At 66.0% G+C, this 19693-nt stretch carries 17 protein-coding genes; 9 read left to right on the top strand and 8 right to left on the bottom strand.

Features of this window, described 5'->3' with window-relative positions; all coding sequences use genetic code 11:
* The first annotated feature begins 13 nt into the window (after window positions 1–13).
* From U5782_RS10505 to U5782_RS10480, 6 genes are all read left to right on the top strand, one after another.
* Window positions 14–2410, top strand: coding sequence for a xanthine dehydrogenase family protein molybdopterin-binding subunit (locus U5782_RS10505; RefSeq protein WP_322043747.1), 2397 nt, complete (start codon window positions 14–16; stop codon window positions 2408–2410).
* 13 nt (window positions 2411–2423) lie between these two features.
* Complete coding sequence (locus U5782_RS10500; protein ID WP_322043746.1) at window positions 2424–3221, top strand: xanthine dehydrogenase family protein subunit M; 798 nt, start codon at window positions 2424–2426, stop codon at window positions 3219–3221.
* Window positions 3222–3313: 92 nt separating this feature from the next.
* On the top strand, window positions 3314–4201 hold the full coding sequence (locus U5782_RS10495; protein WP_322043745.1) for a MoxR family ATPase: 888 nt from the start codon (window positions 3314–3316) through the stop codon (window positions 4199–4201).
* A gap of 5 nt (window positions 4202–4206) precedes the next feature.
* Window positions 4207–5481, top strand: coding sequence for a VWA domain-containing protein (locus tag U5782_RS10490; RefSeq protein ID WP_322043744.1), 1275 nt, complete (start codon window positions 4207–4209; stop codon window positions 5479–5481).
* Window positions 5472–6044, top strand: coding sequence for a carbon monoxide dehydrogenase subunit G (locus U5782_RS10485; protein WP_322043743.1), 573 nt, complete (start codon window positions 5472–5474; stop codon window positions 6042–6044). The genes U5782_RS10490 and U5782_RS10485 overlap by 10 nt, the downstream gene beginning before the upstream one ends.
* The gene (locus U5782_RS10480; protein ID WP_322043742.1) at window positions 6017–7039 is read left to right on the top strand and encodes an XdhC family protein; all 1023 of its coding nucleotides are present in this window, start codon (window positions 6017–6019) and stop codon (window positions 7037–7039) included. The genes U5782_RS10485 and U5782_RS10480 overlap by 28 nt, the downstream gene beginning before the upstream one ends.
* Window positions 7040–7051: 12 nt before the next feature.
* Here U5782_RS10480 and U5782_RS10475 read toward each other — a convergent pair whose 3' ends face one another.
* From U5782_RS10475 to U5782_RS10460, 4 genes are all read right to left on the bottom strand, one after another.
* The gene (locus tag U5782_RS10475) at window positions 7052–8425 is read right to left on the bottom strand and encodes a DUF308 domain-containing protein (protein ID WP_322043741.1); all 1374 of its coding nucleotides are present in this window, start codon (window positions 8423–8425) and stop codon (window positions 7052–7054) included.
* A 171-nt stretch (window positions 8426–8596) separates the two neighbouring features.
* Window positions 8597–8737: an MFS transporter small subunit gene (locus U5782_RS10470; protein ID WP_322043740.1), complete on the bottom strand. Its 141-nt coding sequence runs from the start codon at window positions 8735–8737 to the stop codon at window positions 8597–8599.
* Between the two features lie 13 nt (window positions 8738–8750).
* Window positions 8751–10154 (bottom strand): OFA family MFS transporter, encoded by a 1404-nt coding sequence (locus U5782_RS10465; RefSeq protein ID WP_322043739.1) that lies wholly within the window; start codon window positions 10152–10154, stop codon window positions 8751–8753.
* Between the two features lie 299 nt (window positions 10155–10453).
* Window positions 10454–11158: a PepSY-associated TM helix domain-containing protein gene (locus U5782_RS10460; RefSeq protein WP_415914305.1), complete on the bottom strand. Its 705-nt coding sequence runs from the start codon at window positions 11156–11158 to the stop codon at window positions 10454–10456.
* Between the two features lie 354 nt (window positions 11159–11512).
* Between U5782_RS10460 and U5782_RS10455 the strand changes: the two genes are divergently transcribed.
* The gene (locus U5782_RS10455) at window positions 11513–13477 is read left to right on the top strand and encodes a DUF3857 and transglutaminase domain-containing protein (RefSeq protein ID WP_322043738.1); all 1965 of its coding nucleotides are present in this window, start codon (window positions 11513–11515) and stop codon (window positions 13475–13477) included.
* A 33-nt stretch (window positions 13478–13510) separates the two neighbouring features.
* Here U5782_RS10455 and U5782_RS10450 read toward each other — a convergent pair whose 3' ends face one another.
* Together U5782_RS10450 and U5782_RS10445 are read right to left on the bottom strand one after the other, a co-directional pair.
* A complete protein-coding gene (locus tag U5782_RS10450; protein ID WP_322043737.1) occupies window positions 13511–14560 on the bottom strand; it encodes a serine/threonine protein kinase in 1050 nt (349 codons plus the stop codon).
* A 188-nt stretch (window positions 14561–14748) separates the two neighbouring features.
* The gene (locus U5782_RS10445; protein WP_027815839.1) at window positions 14749–14961 is read right to left on the bottom strand and encodes a hypothetical protein; all 213 of its coding nucleotides are present in this window, start codon (window positions 14959–14961) and stop codon (window positions 14749–14751) included.
* Window positions 14962–15644: 683 nt separating this feature from the next.
* On the opposite strand from U5782_RS10445, the gene U5782_RS10440 reads away from it, so the two are divergent.
* Both U5782_RS10440 and U5782_RS10435 read left to right on the top strand, forming a co-directional pair.
* Window positions 15645–16886: an MFS transporter gene (locus U5782_RS10440; RefSeq protein WP_322043736.1), complete on the top strand. Its 1242-nt coding sequence runs from the start codon at window positions 15645–15647 to the stop codon at window positions 16884–16886.
* 171 nt (window positions 16887–17057) lie between these two features.
* Window positions 17058–17243, top strand: a complete 186-nt coding sequence (locus tag U5782_RS10435; protein ID WP_322043735.1) for a hypothetical protein — start codon at window positions 17058–17060, stop codon at window positions 17241–17243.
* A 76-nt stretch (window positions 17244–17319) separates the two neighbouring features.
* Here the strand turns inward: U5782_RS10435 and U5782_RS10430 are convergent, their stop codons facing one another.
* The gene (locus tag U5782_RS10430; RefSeq protein WP_322043734.1) at window positions 17320–18339 is read right to left on the bottom strand and encodes a fatty acid desaturase; all 1020 of its coding nucleotides are present in this window, start codon (window positions 18337–18339) and stop codon (window positions 17320–17322) included.
* A 175-nt stretch (window positions 18340–18514) separates the two neighbouring features.
* Window positions 18515–19558 carry an L-glyceraldehyde 3-phosphate reductase gene (mgrA, locus tag U5782_RS10425; RefSeq protein WP_322043733.1) on the bottom strand — a complete coding sequence of 348 codons (1044 nt, stop codon included), beginning with the start codon at window positions 19556–19558 and terminating at the stop codon, window positions 18515–18517.
* Window positions 19559–19693 lie beyond the last annotated feature (135 nt).

The following is a 19693-nucleotide window of genomic DNA, read 5'->3' as shown; positions in this document are numbered from 1 at the left end:
GGAGGAGACGGCCATGAACGCACCCGACTCCGCTACGCCGCACATGATCGGCGCCTCGATCAAGCGCAAGGAAGACTACCGCTTTCTCACCGGCGCAGGCCAGTACACCGACGACGTCGTCCTGCCCGCGCAAACCTGGGCCGTGTTCGTGCGCTCGCCGCATGCGCACGCGCGCATCAAAAGCATCGACACCACCGCAGCGAAAGCCGCGCCCGGCGTGGTCGCCGTGTTCACCGGCGCCGATCTCGCGGCGGAAAACGTGGGCGGCCTGCCGTGCGGCTGGCTGATCCACAGCATCGACGGCACGCCCATGCACGAGCCGCCGCATCCCGTGATCGCGCACGAGAAGGTGCTGCACGTGGGCGACCAGGTCGCGCTGGTGATCGCCGAATCGTTGAAGGAGGCCAAGGACGCGGCCGAACTCATCGAGGTCGATTACGAAGCATTGCCCGCCTCGATCGACACCGCCCGCGCGTCCGACGACGGCCAGCCGCTCGTGCACGACGGCGTGCCGAACAACACCTGCTACACGTGGGGCCACGGCGACAAGGCCGCTACCGACGCCGCCTTCGCGCAAGCCGCGCACGTCACCACGCTCGACATCGTCAACAACCGTCTGGTGCCGAACGCGATCGAGCCACGCGCCGTCAACGCGACTTACACGCAGCACGACGACAGCTACACGGTCTACGTATCGAACCAGAACCCGCACGTCGAGCGTCTGTTGATGGCTGCGTTCGTGCTGGGACTGCCTGAGACGAAACTGCGCATCGTCGCGCCCGACGTGGGCGGCGGCTTCGGCTCGAAGATCTTCCTTTACGCCGAGGACGTGGCGCTCACCTGGGCCTCGAAGAAAATCCGCCGTCCGGTGAAGTGGACCGCCGAACGTTCGGAATCCTTTGTTTCCGATGCACATGGTCGCGACCACGTCACGAAGGCCGAACTCGCGCTCGACAAGGATGGCAAATTCCTCGCCATGCGCGTGCACACCACGGCGAACATGGGCGCGTATCTTTCGACCTTCGCGTCGAGCGTGCCGACCATCCTCTATGCGACGCTGCTCGCGGGCCAGTACACCACGCCCGCGATCTACGCCGAAGTAAAGGCCGTGTTCACGAATACCGTGCCCGTCGATGCCTATCGCGGCGCGGGCCGCCCCGAGGCCACCTATGTGGTCGAACGCCTCGTGGAAACCGCCGCGCGCGAACTGAACATCGACCCGCCGGAGCTGCGCCGCCGCAACTTCATCACGACCTTCCCGTATGCGACGCCAGTTGGCCTCACCTACGACACTGGCGATTACGAAGCGTGCCTCTCGCGCTCACTCGAACTCGCCGACGTCAAAGGCTTCGCCGCGCGTCGCGATGCCTCGAAGGCGCGCGGCATGCTGCGCGGCCTCGGCTACTCGTGCTACATCGAAGCGTGCGGACTTGCGCCGTCGAATATCGCGGGCGCGCTGGGCGCGCGGGCGGGCCTCTTCGAAGCGGGCGAAATCCGCGTGAATCCTACGGGTTCCGTGACCGTTTTCACGGGCTCGCACAGCCATGGCCAGGGACACGAAACGACCTTCGCGCAGGTGGTTTCCGAGCGCTTGGGCGTGCCCATCGAGCAGATCGAGATCGTGCACGGCGACACCGCACGCATTCCGTTCGGCATGGGCACGTATGGATCGCGCTCGATCGCCGTGGGCGGCTCGGCGATCATGAAGGCGCTCGACAAGATCGAGGCAAAGGCGAAGAAGATCGCCGCGCACATGCTCGAAGCGAGCGTCGATGACATCGAATTCGCGAACGGCATCTTCCGCGTCGCGGGCACCGACCGCACCAAAGCCTTCGCGGAAATCTCGCTCGCAGCCTATGTGCCGCACAACTATCCGCTGGAGACGCTAGAACCCGGCCTCGACGAAAGCGCCTTCTACGACCCGACCAACTTCACCTACCCCTCGGGCGCGTACATCTGCGAAGTCGAAATCGATCCCGATACGGGCGAGACGCGCATCGAGCGCTTCACGGCCGTCGACGACTTCGGCAACGTCATCAATCCGATGATCGTCGAAGGGCAGGTGCATGGCGGGCTGGGCCAAGGCATCGGCCAGGCGATGCTGGAGCGCTGCGTCTACGACAACGAAAGCGGCCAGTTGCTCTCGGGCTCGTACATGGACTACGCGATGCCGCATGCGTCCGATGTGCCCTCGTTCACGGTGGAAACGGCGAAGGGCACGCCTTGCACGCACAATCCGCTCGGCGTGAAAGGCTGCGGCGAGGCAGGCGCGATCGGCTCGCCGCCTGCCGTCATCAACGCGATCCTGGATGCGCTCTCGCCACTCGGCGTGAAGGACATGCAGATGCCGGCGACGCCGCATCGCGTATGGCAGGCGATTCAGGCCGCGAAGTCGTCCAACCAACCTTGAGCGGAGGCGCACCATGTATTCGTTCGACTACCAACGCGCCAGCGACGCACAAGGCGCGGTCAAGACCCTCGCCGCCGACAGCGACGCCAAATTCCTCGCGGGCGGCCAGAGCCTGCTTGCGGCGATGAAACTACGCCTCGCGCAGCCGTCCACGCTCATCGATGTCACGCGCATTCCCGAACTCAAGACGATCCAGGTGGACGGCAACGTCGTGAGGATCGGCGCGGCGGTCTGCCATGCCGATGTGGCTGCGAACCCGCAGATTCTCGCCACCTTGCCCGGCCTCGCGCAGCTTGCGGCGCATATTGGCGATCGCCAGGTGCGCGCGCTCGGCACGCTCGGCGGCTCGCTCGCCAACGACGACCCCGCCGCCGACTATCCCGCCGCCGTGCTGGGCCTGAACGCGACAGTCGTGACCGATCGCCGCCGCATCGCGGCCGACGACTTCTTTCTGGGCATGTACGAAACCGCGCTCGAACCCGACGAGTTGATCGTAGCCGTCGAGTTCCCTGTTCCCAATCGTTCGGCCTACGAAAAGTTTCGCAACCCCGCCTCACACTTCGCGTTGACGGGCGTGTTCGTCGCGCAGTTCGCCGACCACGTGCGCGTAGCGGTGACGGGCGCAGCGCCCTGCGTGTTCCGCGCAAGCGCGCTGGAAGATGCGCTCAAGGCCGACTTCACGCCCGCCGCCGCGCGCGCGGTGAGCATCGCGCCCGACGACCTCAACACCGACCTGCATGCGAGCGCCGACTATCGCGCGCATCTGATTCCCGTGTTGGCGGCGCGAGCGGTGACGAAGGCGCTCGGCTAGCGGCGCTCGCTCACGCTACCCGCGCTCGCCGCATTAAGGCACAGCGCGGGTAGCGGTGTTTTCTGGCTCCGTTCGCATCCGACAGGCCCGCCATGCTCCCCGCCACCATCGACGACACCCTCGCGCAACTCGAAGCGCACCGCTATTTCGCGAGCCGCGAACTGGCGACGGCGCTCTTTCTCGCGCTCAAGATGGAACGCCCGCTCTTTCTCGAAGGCGAGCCGGGCGTGGGCAAAACCGAACTCGCGAAAGCCGCCGCCGCACTCGCCGGCACGACGCTATTGCGCCTGCAATGCTACGAAGGACTCGACACGGCGAGCGCGCTCTACGAGTGGGACTACCCGCGCCAGATCATGGCGCTGCGCCTCGCCGAAGCCGCCGGAGAAAAGCCGCGCAGCGACACGCTCTATCGCGACGAATTCCTGTTGAAGCGCCCGCTTTTGCAGGCGCTTTTGCCTGACCCACAGCAGCCCGACGCACGCCGCGTGCTGCTGATCGACGAGATCGACCGCGCGGATGAACCGTTCGAAGCCTTCCTGCTCGAACTTCTTTCGGATTTCCAGGTGTCGATTCCCGAATACGGCACGGTGCGCGCGAACGTACCACCGCTCGTGATCGTCACGTCCAACCGCACGCGCGAAGTGCACGACGCGCTCAAGCGGCGTTGTCTTTATCAGTGGCTCGGTTATCCGGAGCGCGATAGAGAACTGGCGATCGTCGCCGCGCGTGCGCCGGAAATCAGTGAGGAATTGCAGCGGCGCGCCGTGGCTTTCGTGCATCAGCTACGGACGATGGATCTCTTCAAGGCGCCCGGCATTGCGGAAACGATCGACTGGTGCCGCGCGTTGTCTGCGCTCGCAGTGACGGAACTCGACCCGCAATCGGTACAGGACACGCTGGGCGTGCTGCTCAAGTATCAGGACGATCTCGCGCAGCTCGACGCGCAACGGATCGCCGAAACGCTCGCGCTCGCCGAGTAACGCCGATGCCGATCAAGCATGCAAACGCATCAGCCGACGACAGCGCGCCGCCCATGCTCGCGCGCAACGTCGTGCATTTCGTGCGCGTCCTGCGCGGCGCGGGCCTGCCAATGGCAAGCGCGCGCGCCGTGGATGCGCTCGAAGCGCTCAGCCATATCGACCTCGCCCGCCGCGCCGACGTGCAGGCGGCGCTCGCCGCCGTCCTCACCGCTGCGCCCGACGAGCGCGAGCTGTTCGACGCGGCGTTCGCGCTGTTCTGGCGCGACCCCGACTGGGAAGGCAAGCTGCGCGCGCTGCTGTTGCCGAAGGTGCAAGGCGGCCTGCCGCCCCCGCGCCGCAATAACCGCCTGGCCGACGCGCTCGCCGCGCGCCCCGCCGCACGCGCGGGCACGCCGCCACCCGCCAGCCACGAACAACACGAGCTGCGCGCGCACGCGACCTTCAGCGCCGAAGAACGCCTGCGCCAGCGCGATTTCGACACACTCTCCGCCGACGAATGGCGCACGCTGCGCCATCTGATCCGCGCGCGCCGCCTGCCGCTCGCCACCGCGCGCACGCGCCGTTTAAAGGCTGCCTCGCACGGTACCCACGCCGACCTGCGCGCGAGCGCGCGCCAGGCCGTGCGCGCGGGCGGCGACTGGACCGTGTGGAAATACCGCGCGTGCGTCGAACGCAAGCTGCCGCTCGTCCTGCTGCTCGACATCTCCGGGTCGATGAGCAGTTATTCGCGCGCGGTGCTGTACTTCTGCCACGCCCTGCTGCAATCGCGTGAGCGCCTGCAGGTGTTTCTGTTCGGCACGCGCCTCACGCACGCCACGCGCGCGCTGCGCGAACGCGATCCCGATGTGGCGCTCGCCCAGTTGAGCGTGCAGGTGGCGGACTGGTCGGGCGGCACGCGTATCGGCGAGACGCTCGCGCAGTTCAACCGGCGCTGGGCGCGCCGCGTACTCGGCGGGCGCGCCACCGTGCTGCTCGTCACCGACGGACTCGACCACGATCCGGGCGGCGCGCTCGAAGCGGAAATGGCGCGGCTGCATCGCTTCGCGCATCGCGTGGTGTGGCTCAATCCGCTGCTGCGCTTCGGCGGCTTCACGCCGAAGGCGCGCGGCGTGCAGGCCATGCTGCCGCACGTCGATGCCCACTACCCCGTTCACAACCTGGACAGCCTCGAAGCGTTCGGGCGCAGCCTGCGCCAGGCGCCACCGGGCCGCGCGCCGTTGCAGACGACGCAACGTGGCGCTGCGCGTGCCACAACGCAAGGAGCGATACGATGGAGCTGACTGAAAGCCACACGTTGCCGGTACCACAGCAGCGCGCGTGGGAGGCGCTCAACGATACGGCAATCCTTAAGGCCTGTATTCCGGGCTGCGAGAGCATCGAAGCCGATGGCGAAAACGCTTATGCTGTCGCGCTGACTGCTGCCGTGGGCCCCGTGAAGGCGCGTTTTAAGGGCCGCATGCAGCTCGCCGATATCGACGCGCCGCGCAGCTACACGATCCAGTTCGAAGGCCAGGGCGGCGCGGCGGGCTTCGGCAAGGGCGACGCGCGCGTGACGCTCGAACCCGCGGGCGAGGAGGCGACCACGCTGAGCTACACCGCCACCGCACAGGTGGGCGGCAAGCTCGCGCAGATCGGCTCGCGGCTCGTGGATGGCGCGGCGCGCAAGATCGCGACGGAATTTTTCAAGCGCTTCGGTGAACAACTCGGCGCGGGCGCACAAGACGATGACGCCTCCGCCGATACCGAAGCGCCGCAAGACACAACCGATACACAAGCCGCCGACGGCGGCGAAGAACCGCAAAAGAGGAAACGATCATGGACAGCGTGGATCTCGAAGTCCTGAAATCCAGCGTACGCTGGCTCGACGAAGGTCACCGCGCCCTGCTGGTGACGGTGGTGAAGACGTGGGGCTCGTCGCCGCGTCCGGAAGGGGCGATGCTCGTCGTGCGCGACGACGGTCTCGTGGTCGGCTCGGTGTCGGGCGGCTGTATCGAAGACGACCTCATCGACCGCGTGCGCCGCGAGGGCATTCACATCGTCAAACCCGAAGCCGTGAAATACGGCATCACCGCCGAAGAAGCGCACCGCTTCGGCCTGCCTTGCGGCGGCACGATCCAGCTCGTGCTGGAGCCGCTCGTCGAGGCCTCCGGCATCCGCGCGCTGCTCGAAACGGTCGAACGCGGCGAGCTGGTCGCGCGCACGCTCGACGTCGCCTCGGGCCGCGCCACGCTCGGCCCCGCGAGTGCCACCGACGGCGTGGACTTCGACGGCGAGCGCCTGCTCACGATTCACGGCCCGCGCTATCGCATGCTCGTGATCGGCGCGGGACAGCTCTCGCGCTATCTCTGCCAGATCGCCGTGGGCCTCGACTACCAGGTGACCGTGTGCGATCCGCGCGAGGAGTACACCGATACGTGGGACGTGCCCGGCACCGCGCTCGTGCGCACCATGCCCGACGACACCGTGCTCGACATGAAGCTCGACGAGCGCTGCGCCGTGATCGCGCTCACGCACGACCCCAAGCTCGACGATCTCGCACTGATGGAAGCGCTCAAGACGCGCGCGTTTTATGTGGGCGCGCTCGGCTCGCGGCGCAACAATCAGGCGCGCCGCGAACGCCTCAAGGAGTTCGATCTGAGCGATGCCGAACTTGCGCGCCTGCATGGGCCGGTGGGCATCTATATCGGCAGCCGCACGCCGCCCGAGATCGCCGTGTCGATCCTTGCCGAAGTCACGGCCGCGAAGAACGGCGTCTCGCTACCCACGATTCTCAAGGTCGAAGGCGCCAAGGCCGCGCGCGAGCAGGCCGCGAGCGTGGGATCGAGTTGCGACGTTTGAAACGCGAAGGCTTCATATCTCCCGCTTCGCTTCACGCGCGCGGCGCGGCCTGACAATCCGCCCCAGCCGCGCGCGTGCCATGCGCAACGCGCGTGTCCAGCCCGAGGGGCGCGGGTCCGCCAGCATGCTCAAGGCGCGCGCGTAATCGAGCGTGAGGCCCGGCGTCCATGCCATCGTCTGGCCGCGTTTGCGTAGCTGCGCGGCCACCCAGAGTTCGGGCGTCGAGAGCATGCGCGCGAAGGCGAGCCAGCCGCCGCCCCACACGCGCGGCGTCGCGCCTTCGAGCGCCGCCTCCAGCGCCTGCGAGACCGTGCTCGAACAGTTGCGGTGCGTGAGGTTGTAGGTCGTATCGGCGCGATAGTGCTGCCAGAAGCGCGCGAGCCGCTGCGGATCGTAGTTGCGGATGCGCACCTTGCGCGTCGACGGACACCACGCCGCCGATTCGGTCGCGTAGTCGGGCTGGAAGAGGCCCGGCACATCGTTCTCTTGCGTTGCGCGCAGCAGGCGCGAAAAGTCGTCGGGCGAGCGGTCGATCTCCACGGCCGGATACAAGCTGATGTAGATAGCCTCGGGCGACTCCAGGGCCGCGTGGCCCGTCGAGATCACACCGTTGCGATCCACCGCCGCGATATAGCGGTCGATCACGGGCTGACGCCGCGCTTCGCTTTTCGAGGTGCCCACCGGCGTCCACACATGGACGGTCAGCGCCGCCTCGTGATCTTCGGGCGGGCCGTCGAATACCGTCTGTGCGAGCCTCGGGCTCACGCTGCCTGTCACCCCTACGGCGCTCGCCGCGAGCGCCGCCGCACCGCCCTGCGCCGCCGCCGGATTCACGCCCAGCCGCCGCGCGCGCAGCGCGAGCAACAGCAGGTTCCAGCCCGCGAAAATCAGCACGAGGCCAAGGCAGTACGGCACGGTGCCCTTGTAGTGCGTCGGATACGGCTGATAGAGAAACACGGCGATGGCGATTTCCAGCGCACCGCCCGCCACCGCGAATTTCCAGGTGCGATAGCGCACGACCCAGGCGGAGACGATCTGCAAGAGGCCATCGGCGAGAAAGAGCGTCGCGAACCCCATCGAGATGATGAAGGACGCGTGCCGGTAGCCGGACAGCAGCAGCGTGGCGGAGAGGCAAAACGTCAGCCCCTTCACGTAGCGCAACGTGCGCTGCCCGCCCATGCCGGTCCAGGCGACGGCCAGCGTCGCGAGTCCTTCGATCAGCAGCAGCCACGCAAACGGCGCGATGTGGAAATACAGCACGCCGTCCAGCGCGTCGATGAAGAGCGCCGCGCCGGTGAGCGCACTCAACGCGCCCGCGATCAACACGCCGCGCCAGCGCGCGCGCAGGTAATCGACGCCCAGCAGGATCATCATCAGCCGCACCATCGCCACGCTCCGTCGTTCGCCGTGTCAACAGAATGCGATGCTACGCCCGAGCGGCGCGACGTAGCGCGATGCTGCGCGCGCCAACGAAAAACGGGCCGCGGCATGACGCCTGCGGCCCGTTTTTTGTCATCGATGAGCACGCGGCGTCACCGCCGCGCTAGCGCTGACTCATCAGCCAAACAGCTTCATCGCCTGTGCGATCGTGTTGGTCACGCCCCACACGAGCGGCACCAGCACGTAGAGCCAGAAAACGGCCATCAGCGCCTTGTTAGAGGACTTCGCCGTGGTCGCAGCGTTGCTTGCGTTCGTCATGATCGTGCGCTCCTTATTTGCCGGCGGCCGCGAGTTGCGCGTCGCTCATGTGATGCTTCTCGTGCACGCGGCGCACCAGAAGGTTGCAGACGAAACCCACCACCAGCAGCAAGACCATGATGTGGACGGTCATCGTGTAGGCATCGGCCTTGGCCACGCCGTGCGCCACCTGATAGGCGCGCACGTAGTTCACGAGCACCGGGCCCGCGACGCCCGCCGCCGCCCAGGCGGTCAGCAGACGGCCATGAATGCCGCCGACGAAAGCGGTGCCGAACATATCCGCGAGATAAGCGGGCACGGTCGAGAAGCCGCCGCCGTACATCGAGAGAATCAGGCAGTAGGCCAGCACGAACAGCACGATATTGCCGCTCTGCGCGAACTGCGGCACCGCGTAATAGAGCAGCGCGCCGGCCACGAAGAAGATGAAGTACGTGTTCTTGCGGCCCACCCAGTCCGACGCCGACGCCCACACGAAGCGCCCGCCCATGTTGAAGAGCGAGAGCAGGCCGACGAAGCCCGCCGCCGCGCCCGCGCTCACGGTGTTCTTGAAGCTCTCCTGGATCATCACGGAGGCCTGGCCGAGAATGCCAATGCCCGCCGTCACGTTGAGGAACAGCACGAGCCAGATGAGATAGAACTGCGGCGTCTTGAGCGCCTGGTCGATATGCACATGCGCGCGCGACACCAGCTTGCCGGTGGTCGCGGGCGGCGTCCAGCCTGCGGGCTTCCAGCCCGGCGCGGGCACGCGGATCGCGATCGAGCCGATCGTCATCGAGATGAAGTAGGCGATGCCGAGCACCACGAAGGTCTGCGCGACGCCTGCGCTCGTGTCGCTCGCGAAGTGCTTCATCAGCATCACGGAAAGCGGCGCGGCGATCATCGCACCGCCGCCGAAGCCCATGATCGCGAGGCCCGCAGCGAGACCGCGGCGGTCCGGGAACCAGCGGATCAGCGTCGAAACCGGCGAGACGTAGCCCAGCCCGAGGCCAATGCCACCGATCACGCCATAGCCCAGATACAGCAGCACGATCTGATGCAGATACACGCCGAGCGCGGAAACCAGAAAGCCACCGCCAAAACAGCAGGCTGCCGTGAACATGGTGCGGCGCGGGCCGACGCGTTCGAGCCACTTGCCGCCGAACGCAGCCGAGAGGCCCAGAAACACGATCGCGAGCGAGAAGATCCAGCCGAGCGAGGTGAGCGTCCAGTCGTCGGGCGCGGACTGCGTGATGCCGATCACTTTCGTGAGCGGCGCGTTGAACACGGAGAAGGCGTAGGCCTGGCCGATGCACAGATGCACGGCGAGCGCGGCGGGCGGCACCATCCAGCGCGAAAAGCCGGGCGGCGCAATGGTGGCCTCTTTAGAAAAGAAAGGCGCGGCTGTTCCGCCGCGCGTCGTATCCGCAACGCTGCTCATTGGTCGGTCTCCCTGGGAAGCGTAGGTTCGTCATCACGTGCAGGCGCGCGGGTTGTTATAAAGACCAGCCGCGAAGGCGGTTTTGAACGCGTGGGCGCGCTGCTGCACGAAGCACTTACGTGCCGGAAATCCGGCACGCCCGAACGTTAGTGCGACAACCGGGCACTTGGCAATATGAGATGGCGATGCATATGGGGCTGACGTGGCTGCGTCGCATCGTCCGGGCGGCCACGGCGATCCGTAGAGGAGAGCGAAACGAAACCAGCCCCGCTGCGCATGCGCAGGAGAAAAACAGCGTGTTAAAGCAGACCGATTGCGAACGCCGCCGCGACCGAGCCGACCACGAGCACCACGCCCACGGTCTTTCTTCGATTGAGTTCGGTCCAGAGCAGCACGCCGGTCAGCGACAGCAGAATCAGACTGCCCGCGATGGTGTCCATCAGCAACACCCAGCCGATGCCCATCCCCACGCCGCGATGGAGATTGTTGAGCGTGGCGAGGAACGCGCTCTGCGTGCGCCGCACGGACACCGCGTTGTTGCCCACCCAGTACTCCACCGCGATGCTCTCGTGCGGTCCCATCAGCGCGAATTGCCAGGACTCGGGTTGCACGACGCTGCGATCGCCCCACGCCACCGGATGCGCTTTCTCGCGGCGAATCTTGCCGGGTTTGCCGTCGAAGGCGAGGGTCTGCTGGAGCCAGCGCGCCAGCGCCTCGGGTGTGGCCGGACGTTCTGCCGGCAGCGCCACCTGCATCTCCTTGACCTGCGCCGTGCCCGAGGAAATCTTCATCGGCCCGGCGCGATGGTTGAGGAGGAAACCGGTCACGCCGAACAGCAGGCCCAGCACCGCGCCCCACAAACCCACCCAGCCATGCACCTTGCGCAGCCATTTGATGAAGTTCGCGCGGCGCGAGCGCTTGCGGCGCGCGGCGAGATCGGCGGCGTCGAGGGGCTGGCCCGCGCGGCGCGCGAAGTCGGCTACAGGGGCGTTCGGGGACTCGATCAAGGGCTCGTCAAGACGGGCGTTCAAGGCACAACTCCAGACACGGCAAGCGCCGGTCGAGCCGCGCGCTCAGCTTACAATTGAGAATGGTTATTATTACATAGCAGAAAGGTGCTTGACGGTTTGCGGCGCAAGCACAACGAAAGACGCCCGCAAGTCGTCGCGAAGAAAGCGCGTGAAATGGGCCAAAACGTGTTGAAAATGCCCCCTTAAAGCGTGGCAAAGCGGCATTCCACACGTCTACGCAGAGGACTTGCTTGACAAGCGAATAGCATGACTTTTAAGTGGGAGGATTGCGCCAGACACTCGAAAGCCGTCCCCCCACAACCGTCGCGCCGCCAACGGAATGCCGCTATGCGCCACGTCCTCGTCCTTTGCATCGCCCTGATCGGCGCGGCGCCCAGCTTCTGCGCGCAGGCGAGCGGCGACCTCAACGCCGCGCAGTCGGCCTCGCTATCGGCCTCGCAGTCCGCCGCGCTGTCCGCCGCCAGCCAGGCGCCCTATACCAACGAAGCGGAAACCCAGACCTTCACCGTCAACGCGGATGGCTCCTACACCAAGCTCGACACGCTCACCCTGCGCGTGAACACCGAAGCCGGCGTCGCGCGCGCGGGCCAGTATTACGTCTGGTTCAACCGCGAGATGGCGCACGTGGAGATCCTCGACGCCTGGACCGAGGACGCCCAGGGCGGCCGTCACGAAGTGCGGCCCGATCAGATCCGCGACGTGCAGGAGGTTCGCTCGTTCGATGCGCCGATGTTCCAGGACGTGCAGGACAAGGTGATCGTATTCCCCGCCGTCGAACCCGGCGCGCGCGTGCATCTCACGTGGCGCAAGACCCAGCGCGTGCCGCTCGTGCCCGGCTGGTTCAGCGACTTCACGCCGCCCGACATGGCGCCCACGCACAACTTCCGCGTGATCTACGATCTGCCCGCGAACGTGCCGCTTTACGCCGATGCGCGCGGCTTCACGGCGCTCAAACCCGTCGTGGCGAACAGCCGCACGCGCTATGAATACCGCTACGACAAGACGAATTTCGATCGGCTCGAATATGGTTCGGTTTCCTATGTAAGTTACGGCGACCGGCTGATGGTTTCCACGTTCCCCGACTACGGCGCGTTCGCGCAAGTCTATCGGGATGCGTCTGCCGACCCCAGCACGCGCGACCACGCCATCGTCCAGCTCGCACAATCGCTCACCGCGCACGACGCCACGCCGCGTGCGAAAGCGCAGACGCTTTACGACTGGGTCCGCCGCAATATCCGCTATGTGGCGATCAATGTCGGGCGCGGCGAGATCGTGCCGCATCGCGTCACCGACGTGCTCGCGAACCGCTACGGCGACTGCAAGGATCACGTGGCGCTCTATGGCGCGCTGCTCGACGCCGTGGGTGTGCGCAACGTGCCCGCACTCGTGAATAGCGGCACGATCTACACGCTGCCTGCCGTGCCCGGCTTCGGCGTGATCAATCACGTCATCACCTGGCTGCCCGATCTACAGATGTTCGCGGACTCCACCGCGAACAATGTCGAGTTCGGCTATCTGCCCTCGACCGACATGAACCGTGAAACCGTGCTGGCCGGCGACGGCACGCGCCTGCGCACACCCTCGACGGCCAGCACCACGCGCGATAGCGATCTCGACATCACGGTCGCGCCCGATGGCTCGGCGCGCTTCGTCTACCGGCTCGAATCCACCGGCTGGGCCGCCGAGCAGACGCGCAGCGTGCTGCGTCTGCAAACGCCCGCGCAGCGCGAGGAATCGCTGCAATGGGAGTTGCGCAATGCCAATCTGCGCGGCTACGCCACGCTCGCGTCGAGCCCGCTCGAGGCCACGGCGGGGCCGCTCGTGGTGACGCTCACGGGCACGCTGGACGGCTTCGTCGATCCGGAGATGACGACGCCCGTACCGACGCTCACGAGCCTCGTAGGCGGTCTGGATGCAAGCCTGCGCTATTGGCTGGGCGAGCCGCGTCGCACGCAGCCGTTCGTGTGCCGCAACATGGAAGTCACCGAGCGCGCGCGCATCGTGTTGCCGCCGGGCCTGCACGTGCTCGACATGCCTACGCCGCAACACGCGGGCAATGCGTTTATCGACTTCAGTTCGAGCTATGCGCTGGATGCGAAGGCCAACGTGCTGCGCGTGACCCGCACGGGGCGCACGCATTTCGCGAGCGACGTGTGCAGCGCCACGGATTTCGCGCAGATGCGGCCCGCGTTCGAGACGATGGCGCGCGACCTGCGCGCCCCGTTGATCGTGAAGCCCGAAGCGAAGACGGCCTCGGGTGTGAGCGCGCAAGGGAACATCACGCGCGATTGAAGTTTGCTGTGCAGCCGCAGAAAAGCGCCGCGCTCAAACCGGCCAGAGCGGCCCTTCCTGCATCGCGCCGACTTGCTCGCGCAATTCGAGAATGCGCTCTTCCCAGTAACGCTGCGTGTTGAACCACGGGAACGCGGCCGGGAAGGCCGGATCGTGCCAGCGTCGCGCGAGCCACGCCGAGTAGTGAATCAGTCGCAGCGTGCGCAGTGCTTCGACCAGATGCAGCTCGCGCTGATCGAATTCGCAGAAGTCCTCGTAGCCGGCGAGCAGATCCGCGAGCGCGCGCGAGGCATCCGCGCGGTCGCCGGGCAGCAGCAGCCACAGATCCTGGATGGCGGGACCCATGCGGCTGTCGTCGAAGTCGACGAAATGCGGGCCCGCATCGGTCCACAACACGTTGCTCGGATGGCAGTCTCCGTGCAGGCGCAGCTTGCGCACATCGCCCGCGCGCTCGAATGCCGCTTCGACGCCTTCGAGCGCGAGCCCGACCACAGCCTTCCACGCATCGAGCAGATTGGCGGGCACGAAACCGTGTTCGAGCAGATAGGTGCGCGGCTCGTAGCCATAGCTTTCGATGTCGATCGAAGGCCGCGAAAGATACGGCTGCGCTGCGCCAACCGCATGAATGCGGCCGATAAAGCGGCCGATCCATTCGAGCGTGTCGCTGCGATCGAGATCCGGCGCACGGCCACCGCGCCGCTCGAACAGTGCGAATCGAAAACCCTCGTGCTCGTGCAGCGAGCGGCCTTCGAGCACCAGGGCGGGCACAGCGGGAATTTCGCGCGCGGCCAGATCGGCCACGAAGGCGTGCTCTTCGAGAATGGCTTCGTCGCTCCAGCGCTCGGGCCGATAAAACTTGGCGACGATCGGCGCCTCGTCCTCTACGCCGATCTGATACACGCGATTTTCGTAGCTGTTGAGCGCGAGCATGCGCCCGTCGGTGCGTCGGCCTGCGGGCATCAGCACGCCATCGACGGCATCCAGGACGCACTCGGGCGTGAGACGCGCATAGGGCGCCAACGTATCGCCGTTCGCGCCGGATTCGTCAGACGTATCGAAAGAGGAAGAGGTGTGATCGTTCATCCCCGCATTGTGCATCGTGCGGGCCGCGGCGGCGAGTTGCGCGCGCGTCGCTCAATGCCATCGCGGATGGTGCCTGGCAGGACACGGCGTGCGGGGCGCACACGCCGCGCGCGGGCGCTGCGGGGATGAGGCGGCGCGCGAGGCGCACGCCGGGGTCGGAGCGGAGCGTGATGCCGCTCTGTGCAATCTCAGTGGACTTTCGCGCCGGCGGGCATGACCTGCTCGCCCGTGTCGATCAAATCCTCCAGAAAAAAGGGCTCGGTGTTGAGCTGTCTGGACGCGCCAGGCTCGCCGATGTACCAGGTAACCATGGCCATGTCGCCGAGAATGCGCATCACGATTCCGCGCGCGCCATGGGGCACGGCGATGTGTACAGTGCGGACAATAGAACCGATTTGCATGATGTTTCCCCGTTCCCGATGCCGGCTTACCCGCAGGAAAGGCCGGTCAGTGTACTGACAAAAACCCGTGCGCACACGAGGTTGCGCACACATTCAACCTGCCCCGGCGGCCTGCCCGCGCACTCCATTGCATCGTTGCCGATACCCGCTCGAGCGCACGTGCGTGCTAAACCGGTTTACGCATTGTTGCCTTTTTGGCCGCTCGCGCAAAGCAAAAAAATAGGGGGGACGATCCACACGCAACACGGTGCATGACACCGCTCGCGCACGCGTCCCCGCCACCACTTTCGCATGAAGCCGGCCCGGTTGCAGTGATTTCCGCAGACGGCACCGGCTTGGCGAAACGCTGACTGTACCAGATGGTGAATCGGCGCCAGAAAGTTCAGCATGCTGACGACCGCTCCCCGGAGCGCAGACCATAGCGCATTCCAGCGACATTTCTGTGACCATGATCGGGCGCGAGGCGTGCGTCGTCGAGGCTCGATTACCGCAACGAAGTCGATTCGCTCAGTTGCGCACACAACGATGCGATTGCACAACTGTGCAGAACGCTGAGCACGCCTGAATCACGATTCGCGCGCAAGCAACACGAAAAATAGCCCTCGAATTGCAAGGCAAGACGGCAAGGATCGCGCAACAGGCGTATCGTTTCGCCTTTGCAATTTCCGTGAGGAGTACCTGTCGTGACTGCATCACCGGGCGCCGGCAGCAAGGCCGCCCCTTCGGCCATTCCCTATATCGAGCGCGGCACGCGCCCCTTCTGGCGCGCAAGCCTTGCGCTGCTGTTCGCGGGCTACGCCACGTTTTCGCTGCTCTATTGCGTGCAGCCGCTGTTGCCCGCGTTCTCGCAAACGTTCGGCGTGAGCCCCGCGCAAAGCAGTCTCTCGCTCTCGTTCAGCACAGCGGCACTGGCCTGCGCGATCTTCGTGGCGGGCTTCGTCTCCGAAGGCTGGAGCCGCCGCACGATGATGACGGCGTCGCTCACGGCTTCGGCACTCCTCACGCTTGCGGTGGCGTTCGTGCCCCACTGGCAGACGCTGCTCGTGCTGCGCACGCTCGAAGGCATTGCGCTCGGCGGCGTGCCCGCCGTCGCGATGGCCTGGCTCGCCGAAGAGATGCACCCCGACGGCCTCGGCCTTTCGATGGGCCTCTACGTGGGCGGCACGGCCATCGGCGGCATGGCCGGACGTGTCATCACCGGCATCTGCACCGACCTGTTCGGCTGGCGCGTGGCCATCGCCGTGATCGGCGTGCTCGGGCTCGCTTCGATGTTCGCGTTTCGCTCGCTGTTGCCGCCCTCGCGCCACTTCGTGCCGAAAAGCGGACTCGGCTTCGCACATCATCGCGCGGCCCTGCTGCGCCATCTCGCGCGGCCGGGACTGCCCGTGCTGTTCGCGCTCGGCTTCGTGCTGATGGGCAGCTTCGTCACGCTCTACAACTACATCGGCTACCGGCTGATCGCGCCGCCCTACAACATGAGCCAGGCGGCCATCGGCGCAATCTTCCTCGTCTATCTGACCGGCGTGGTGGCCTCGCCGTGGTCGGGGCGCATGGCCGATACCTTCGGGCGCGGCCGCGTGCTGATCGTCAGTCTCGCGTGCATGCTCGTGGGCGTCGTGCTCACGATGTTCGCGCCGATCGGTGCGATCGCGGCGGGCATCGCATGCCTCACCATCGGCTTTTTCGCGGGCCATTCGGTCGCGAGCGGCTGGGTTGGGCGCCTCGCGCGCGAAGCAAAGGGCCAGGCCGCGGCACTGTATTTGCTCAGCTATTACCTGGGTTCGAGCATCATGGGCTCGGTCGGCGGCCACTTCTGGGCGGCCTGGGGCTGGGGCGGCGTGGCGGGTCTCGTGAGCGCGCTGCTGATCCTGGGGCTGGCAGGCGCGGCGCTGCTGCGCAAACGCGAACGGGCGGGCGCGGCCTGACAACACCGATCGACGAAAGGTGTTCGTAACATTGTAGGCAATGCCGATACAACCGCCGCCAGGTTGGCAGGCCTCGCCTATACTCGATTCAGGGCCGAAGCCGCAGCGCCGCGCGCGACGCGATGGCGGCATGGAGCGTACTCGCCGGCCCTTAAAGATAAGGAGACGAGCATGTCAGGTTATTTCACGATCGGCGACTTCGTGATGATCATCCCGATGGCCCTTGCCGGCGCGCTCTTTCTCGGCGCCGTGCCCTGCGCGACCGAATTCAGACACAACTCGTTGCGTATCGTCGGGGCGCTGATCGGGGCGCTCGCGGCCGTCGCGCTCGTCGAAACGTTGCCGGCGTTGATGTAGCGATCGAGCGACCCTTTAGTCTTCATTTCCAGCCGTGCCCAATGCGCCCGTTACGGGCGCGTGGGTAAGCGTGTGTTCAGCGCACACCGACGCCTGGCTGCAAACCGCGAAACTGCCTCAATACGGCTCGCCAGTACGCTTCGCGTGTTGGCGCGGGCGCAGCCATGTCAGCGGCTGCGAGTTCAGGAAGCGCCACCCACGGCGACGTCGGATGCAGATGATGCTGACGATGCAGATGGTGATTCATCAGCACGATGCCGACACCGCGCGGCACGCGAAAGTCGCGCGCTCGTCCCGGCTCGTCGAGCGCGACACCGTAATGCGGCAGATTATCCGCGAGCGACAGCCACAAGCCGCGCAGATACATCGCCAGCACGAGCACCGGCCAGGCCTTCCCATAGAGCGCGAACGCGCCCGCGTAAAGCACGCAGGAGCCCAGCCAGTCGCGCCGCGCGCGGCGTCGTTTGACGGGGTCCTGCACGTGATTCGCGAAGAGCCGCTGCACCTGCTGGCCTTCGGCGCCGTGCGCGCCCACGCCGCGCTCGATCACGCTGCGCGCAAGACGCACCGGCACGAACGCGAGCAGCGGCGCAAGCAGTTCACCCACATACAAGCCACCCAGCAGGCGCACGTACCACGCAATGCGGCGCAGCCAGCGCGGGCCGCTCGCATCGTCGACATCGGGACGGTCGAACGCTTCGCGTGTGAAGCGGTGATGCATCAGGTGTCCGAAACGTACTGCGTCGAATGGCATCGCCATTCCAATCGCAAGCGCGCGCGCGAGCGCTTCGTTGGCGCGCCGCGAGCGCAGCAACTGGCCGTGAATGCCTTCGTGGATCAAGCCCCAATGAATCGGCGTAGCGAGCACGACGGGCGCAAGCGATGCCAGCAGCACGAACGACAGACCACCCTGTGCACGCAATAGCAAGGGCAAGCCGAACAACTGCCAGGCAAGCGCCAGCACCGCCACGCCGATGAGCACAGCATTCGCACGCGCATGCGGCTCGCGCTGCGTGGCAGGCTTCGTGGATGGCGCGGCATGGGGGACGGCGGCTTCGGGACGAACGGCAGAACGAACGGCGCTCGTGGACTCCATCGGCATTCCTCGCGGCTAAGACTGCCGCGAAAATAGCAGCGCCGCGTGACAGCGCGAAGACGCGTATCTTGCGCCGCGTTACGCGCGCGCGAGCGTCATCGACCACCCAAATCGTGGCGACGAAAAAAAACCGCCTCGCGCGAAGCGAGACGGTTTTTCATGCGATGCACGGCAATCAGATCGCCTGATCCGTCGACGGTTTTTCCCACAGATTGATGCCGCCTTCGGTCGCGTAGCGGTCGATCTCGGCCAGCTCTTCCGCCGAGAACTCCAGGTTCTTCAGCGCGGCGACGTTTTCGCGCACCTGTTCCGCGCGGCTTGCACCGATCAGCGCCGACGTCACGCGCCCGCCACGCAGCGTCCACGCGATCGCCATCTGCGCGAGGCTCTGGCCACGGCGCTGGGCGAGCTCGTTCAACTTGCGTACGTGCTCGATGTTCTCGGCGCTCAGATGCTCGCTCTTGAGCGAGCCGCCGCCCGGACGGTTCACGCGCGCGTCTTCCGGCACGCCGTTCAGATACTTGTTCGTCAGCAGGCCTTGCGCGAGCGGCGTGAACGCGATGCTGCCCGTGCCGATGTCTTCGAGCGTATCGAGCAGTTCATGCTCGACCCAGCGGTTGAGCAGGTTGTACGCCGGCTGATGGATCAGCAGCGGCACCTTGTACTCGGCCAGCAGCTTCGCCATCTCGCGCGTTTTCTGCGCGGAATACGACGAGATGCCGACATAGAGCGCCTTGCCCTGCTGCACGGCCGTGGCGAGCGCGCCTGCGGTTTCTTCCAGCGGCGTTTCGGCGTCGAAGCGGTGCGAGTAGAAGATATCGACGTAATCGAGACCCATGCGTTGCAGGCTCTGGTCGAGGCTCGCCAGCACATACTTGCGCGAGCCGCCGCCCTGACCGTACGGACCCGGCCACATATCCCAGCCCGCCTTCGACGAGATCAGCAGCTCGTCGCGGTACGGACGGAAATCGTCCTTGAAAAGGCGGCCAAAGTTGGTTTCGGCGCTGCCGTAGGGCGGGCCGTAGTTGTTCGCGAGGTCGAAGTGCGTGATGCCGAGGTCGAAGGCCGTGCGCAGGATTTCACGCTGCGTCGAAATCGGCGTGGTGTCGCCGAAGTTGTGCCACAGGCCGAGCGACAGTGCCGGCAGCTTGAGTCCCGACTTGCCGCAAAAGCGGTATTGCATCTCCGAATAGCGTTCAGCAGCTGCTTCGTAGGCCATCGTTTGAATCCTCGAACGGGAACAGGTTTCAGAAAGTCCGGCGGCGGCGTGCTTATCGGCACATACGCTGCACATAATCCGCGCATATCGCGTAAAAAGCGCAGCAATAGCGCCGCAAAATCGCCCAATGTGGCG

Origin of the sequence: Paraburkholderia sp. J67 (genome assembly GCF_905220265.1) — a bacterium.
Lineage (GTDB): Bacteria > Pseudomonadota > Gammaproteobacteria > Burkholderiales > Burkholderiaceae > Paraburkholderia.
Note: the sequence above shows the minus strand (reverse complement) of the source record. Positions and strands in the feature narration are given on the sequence as shown.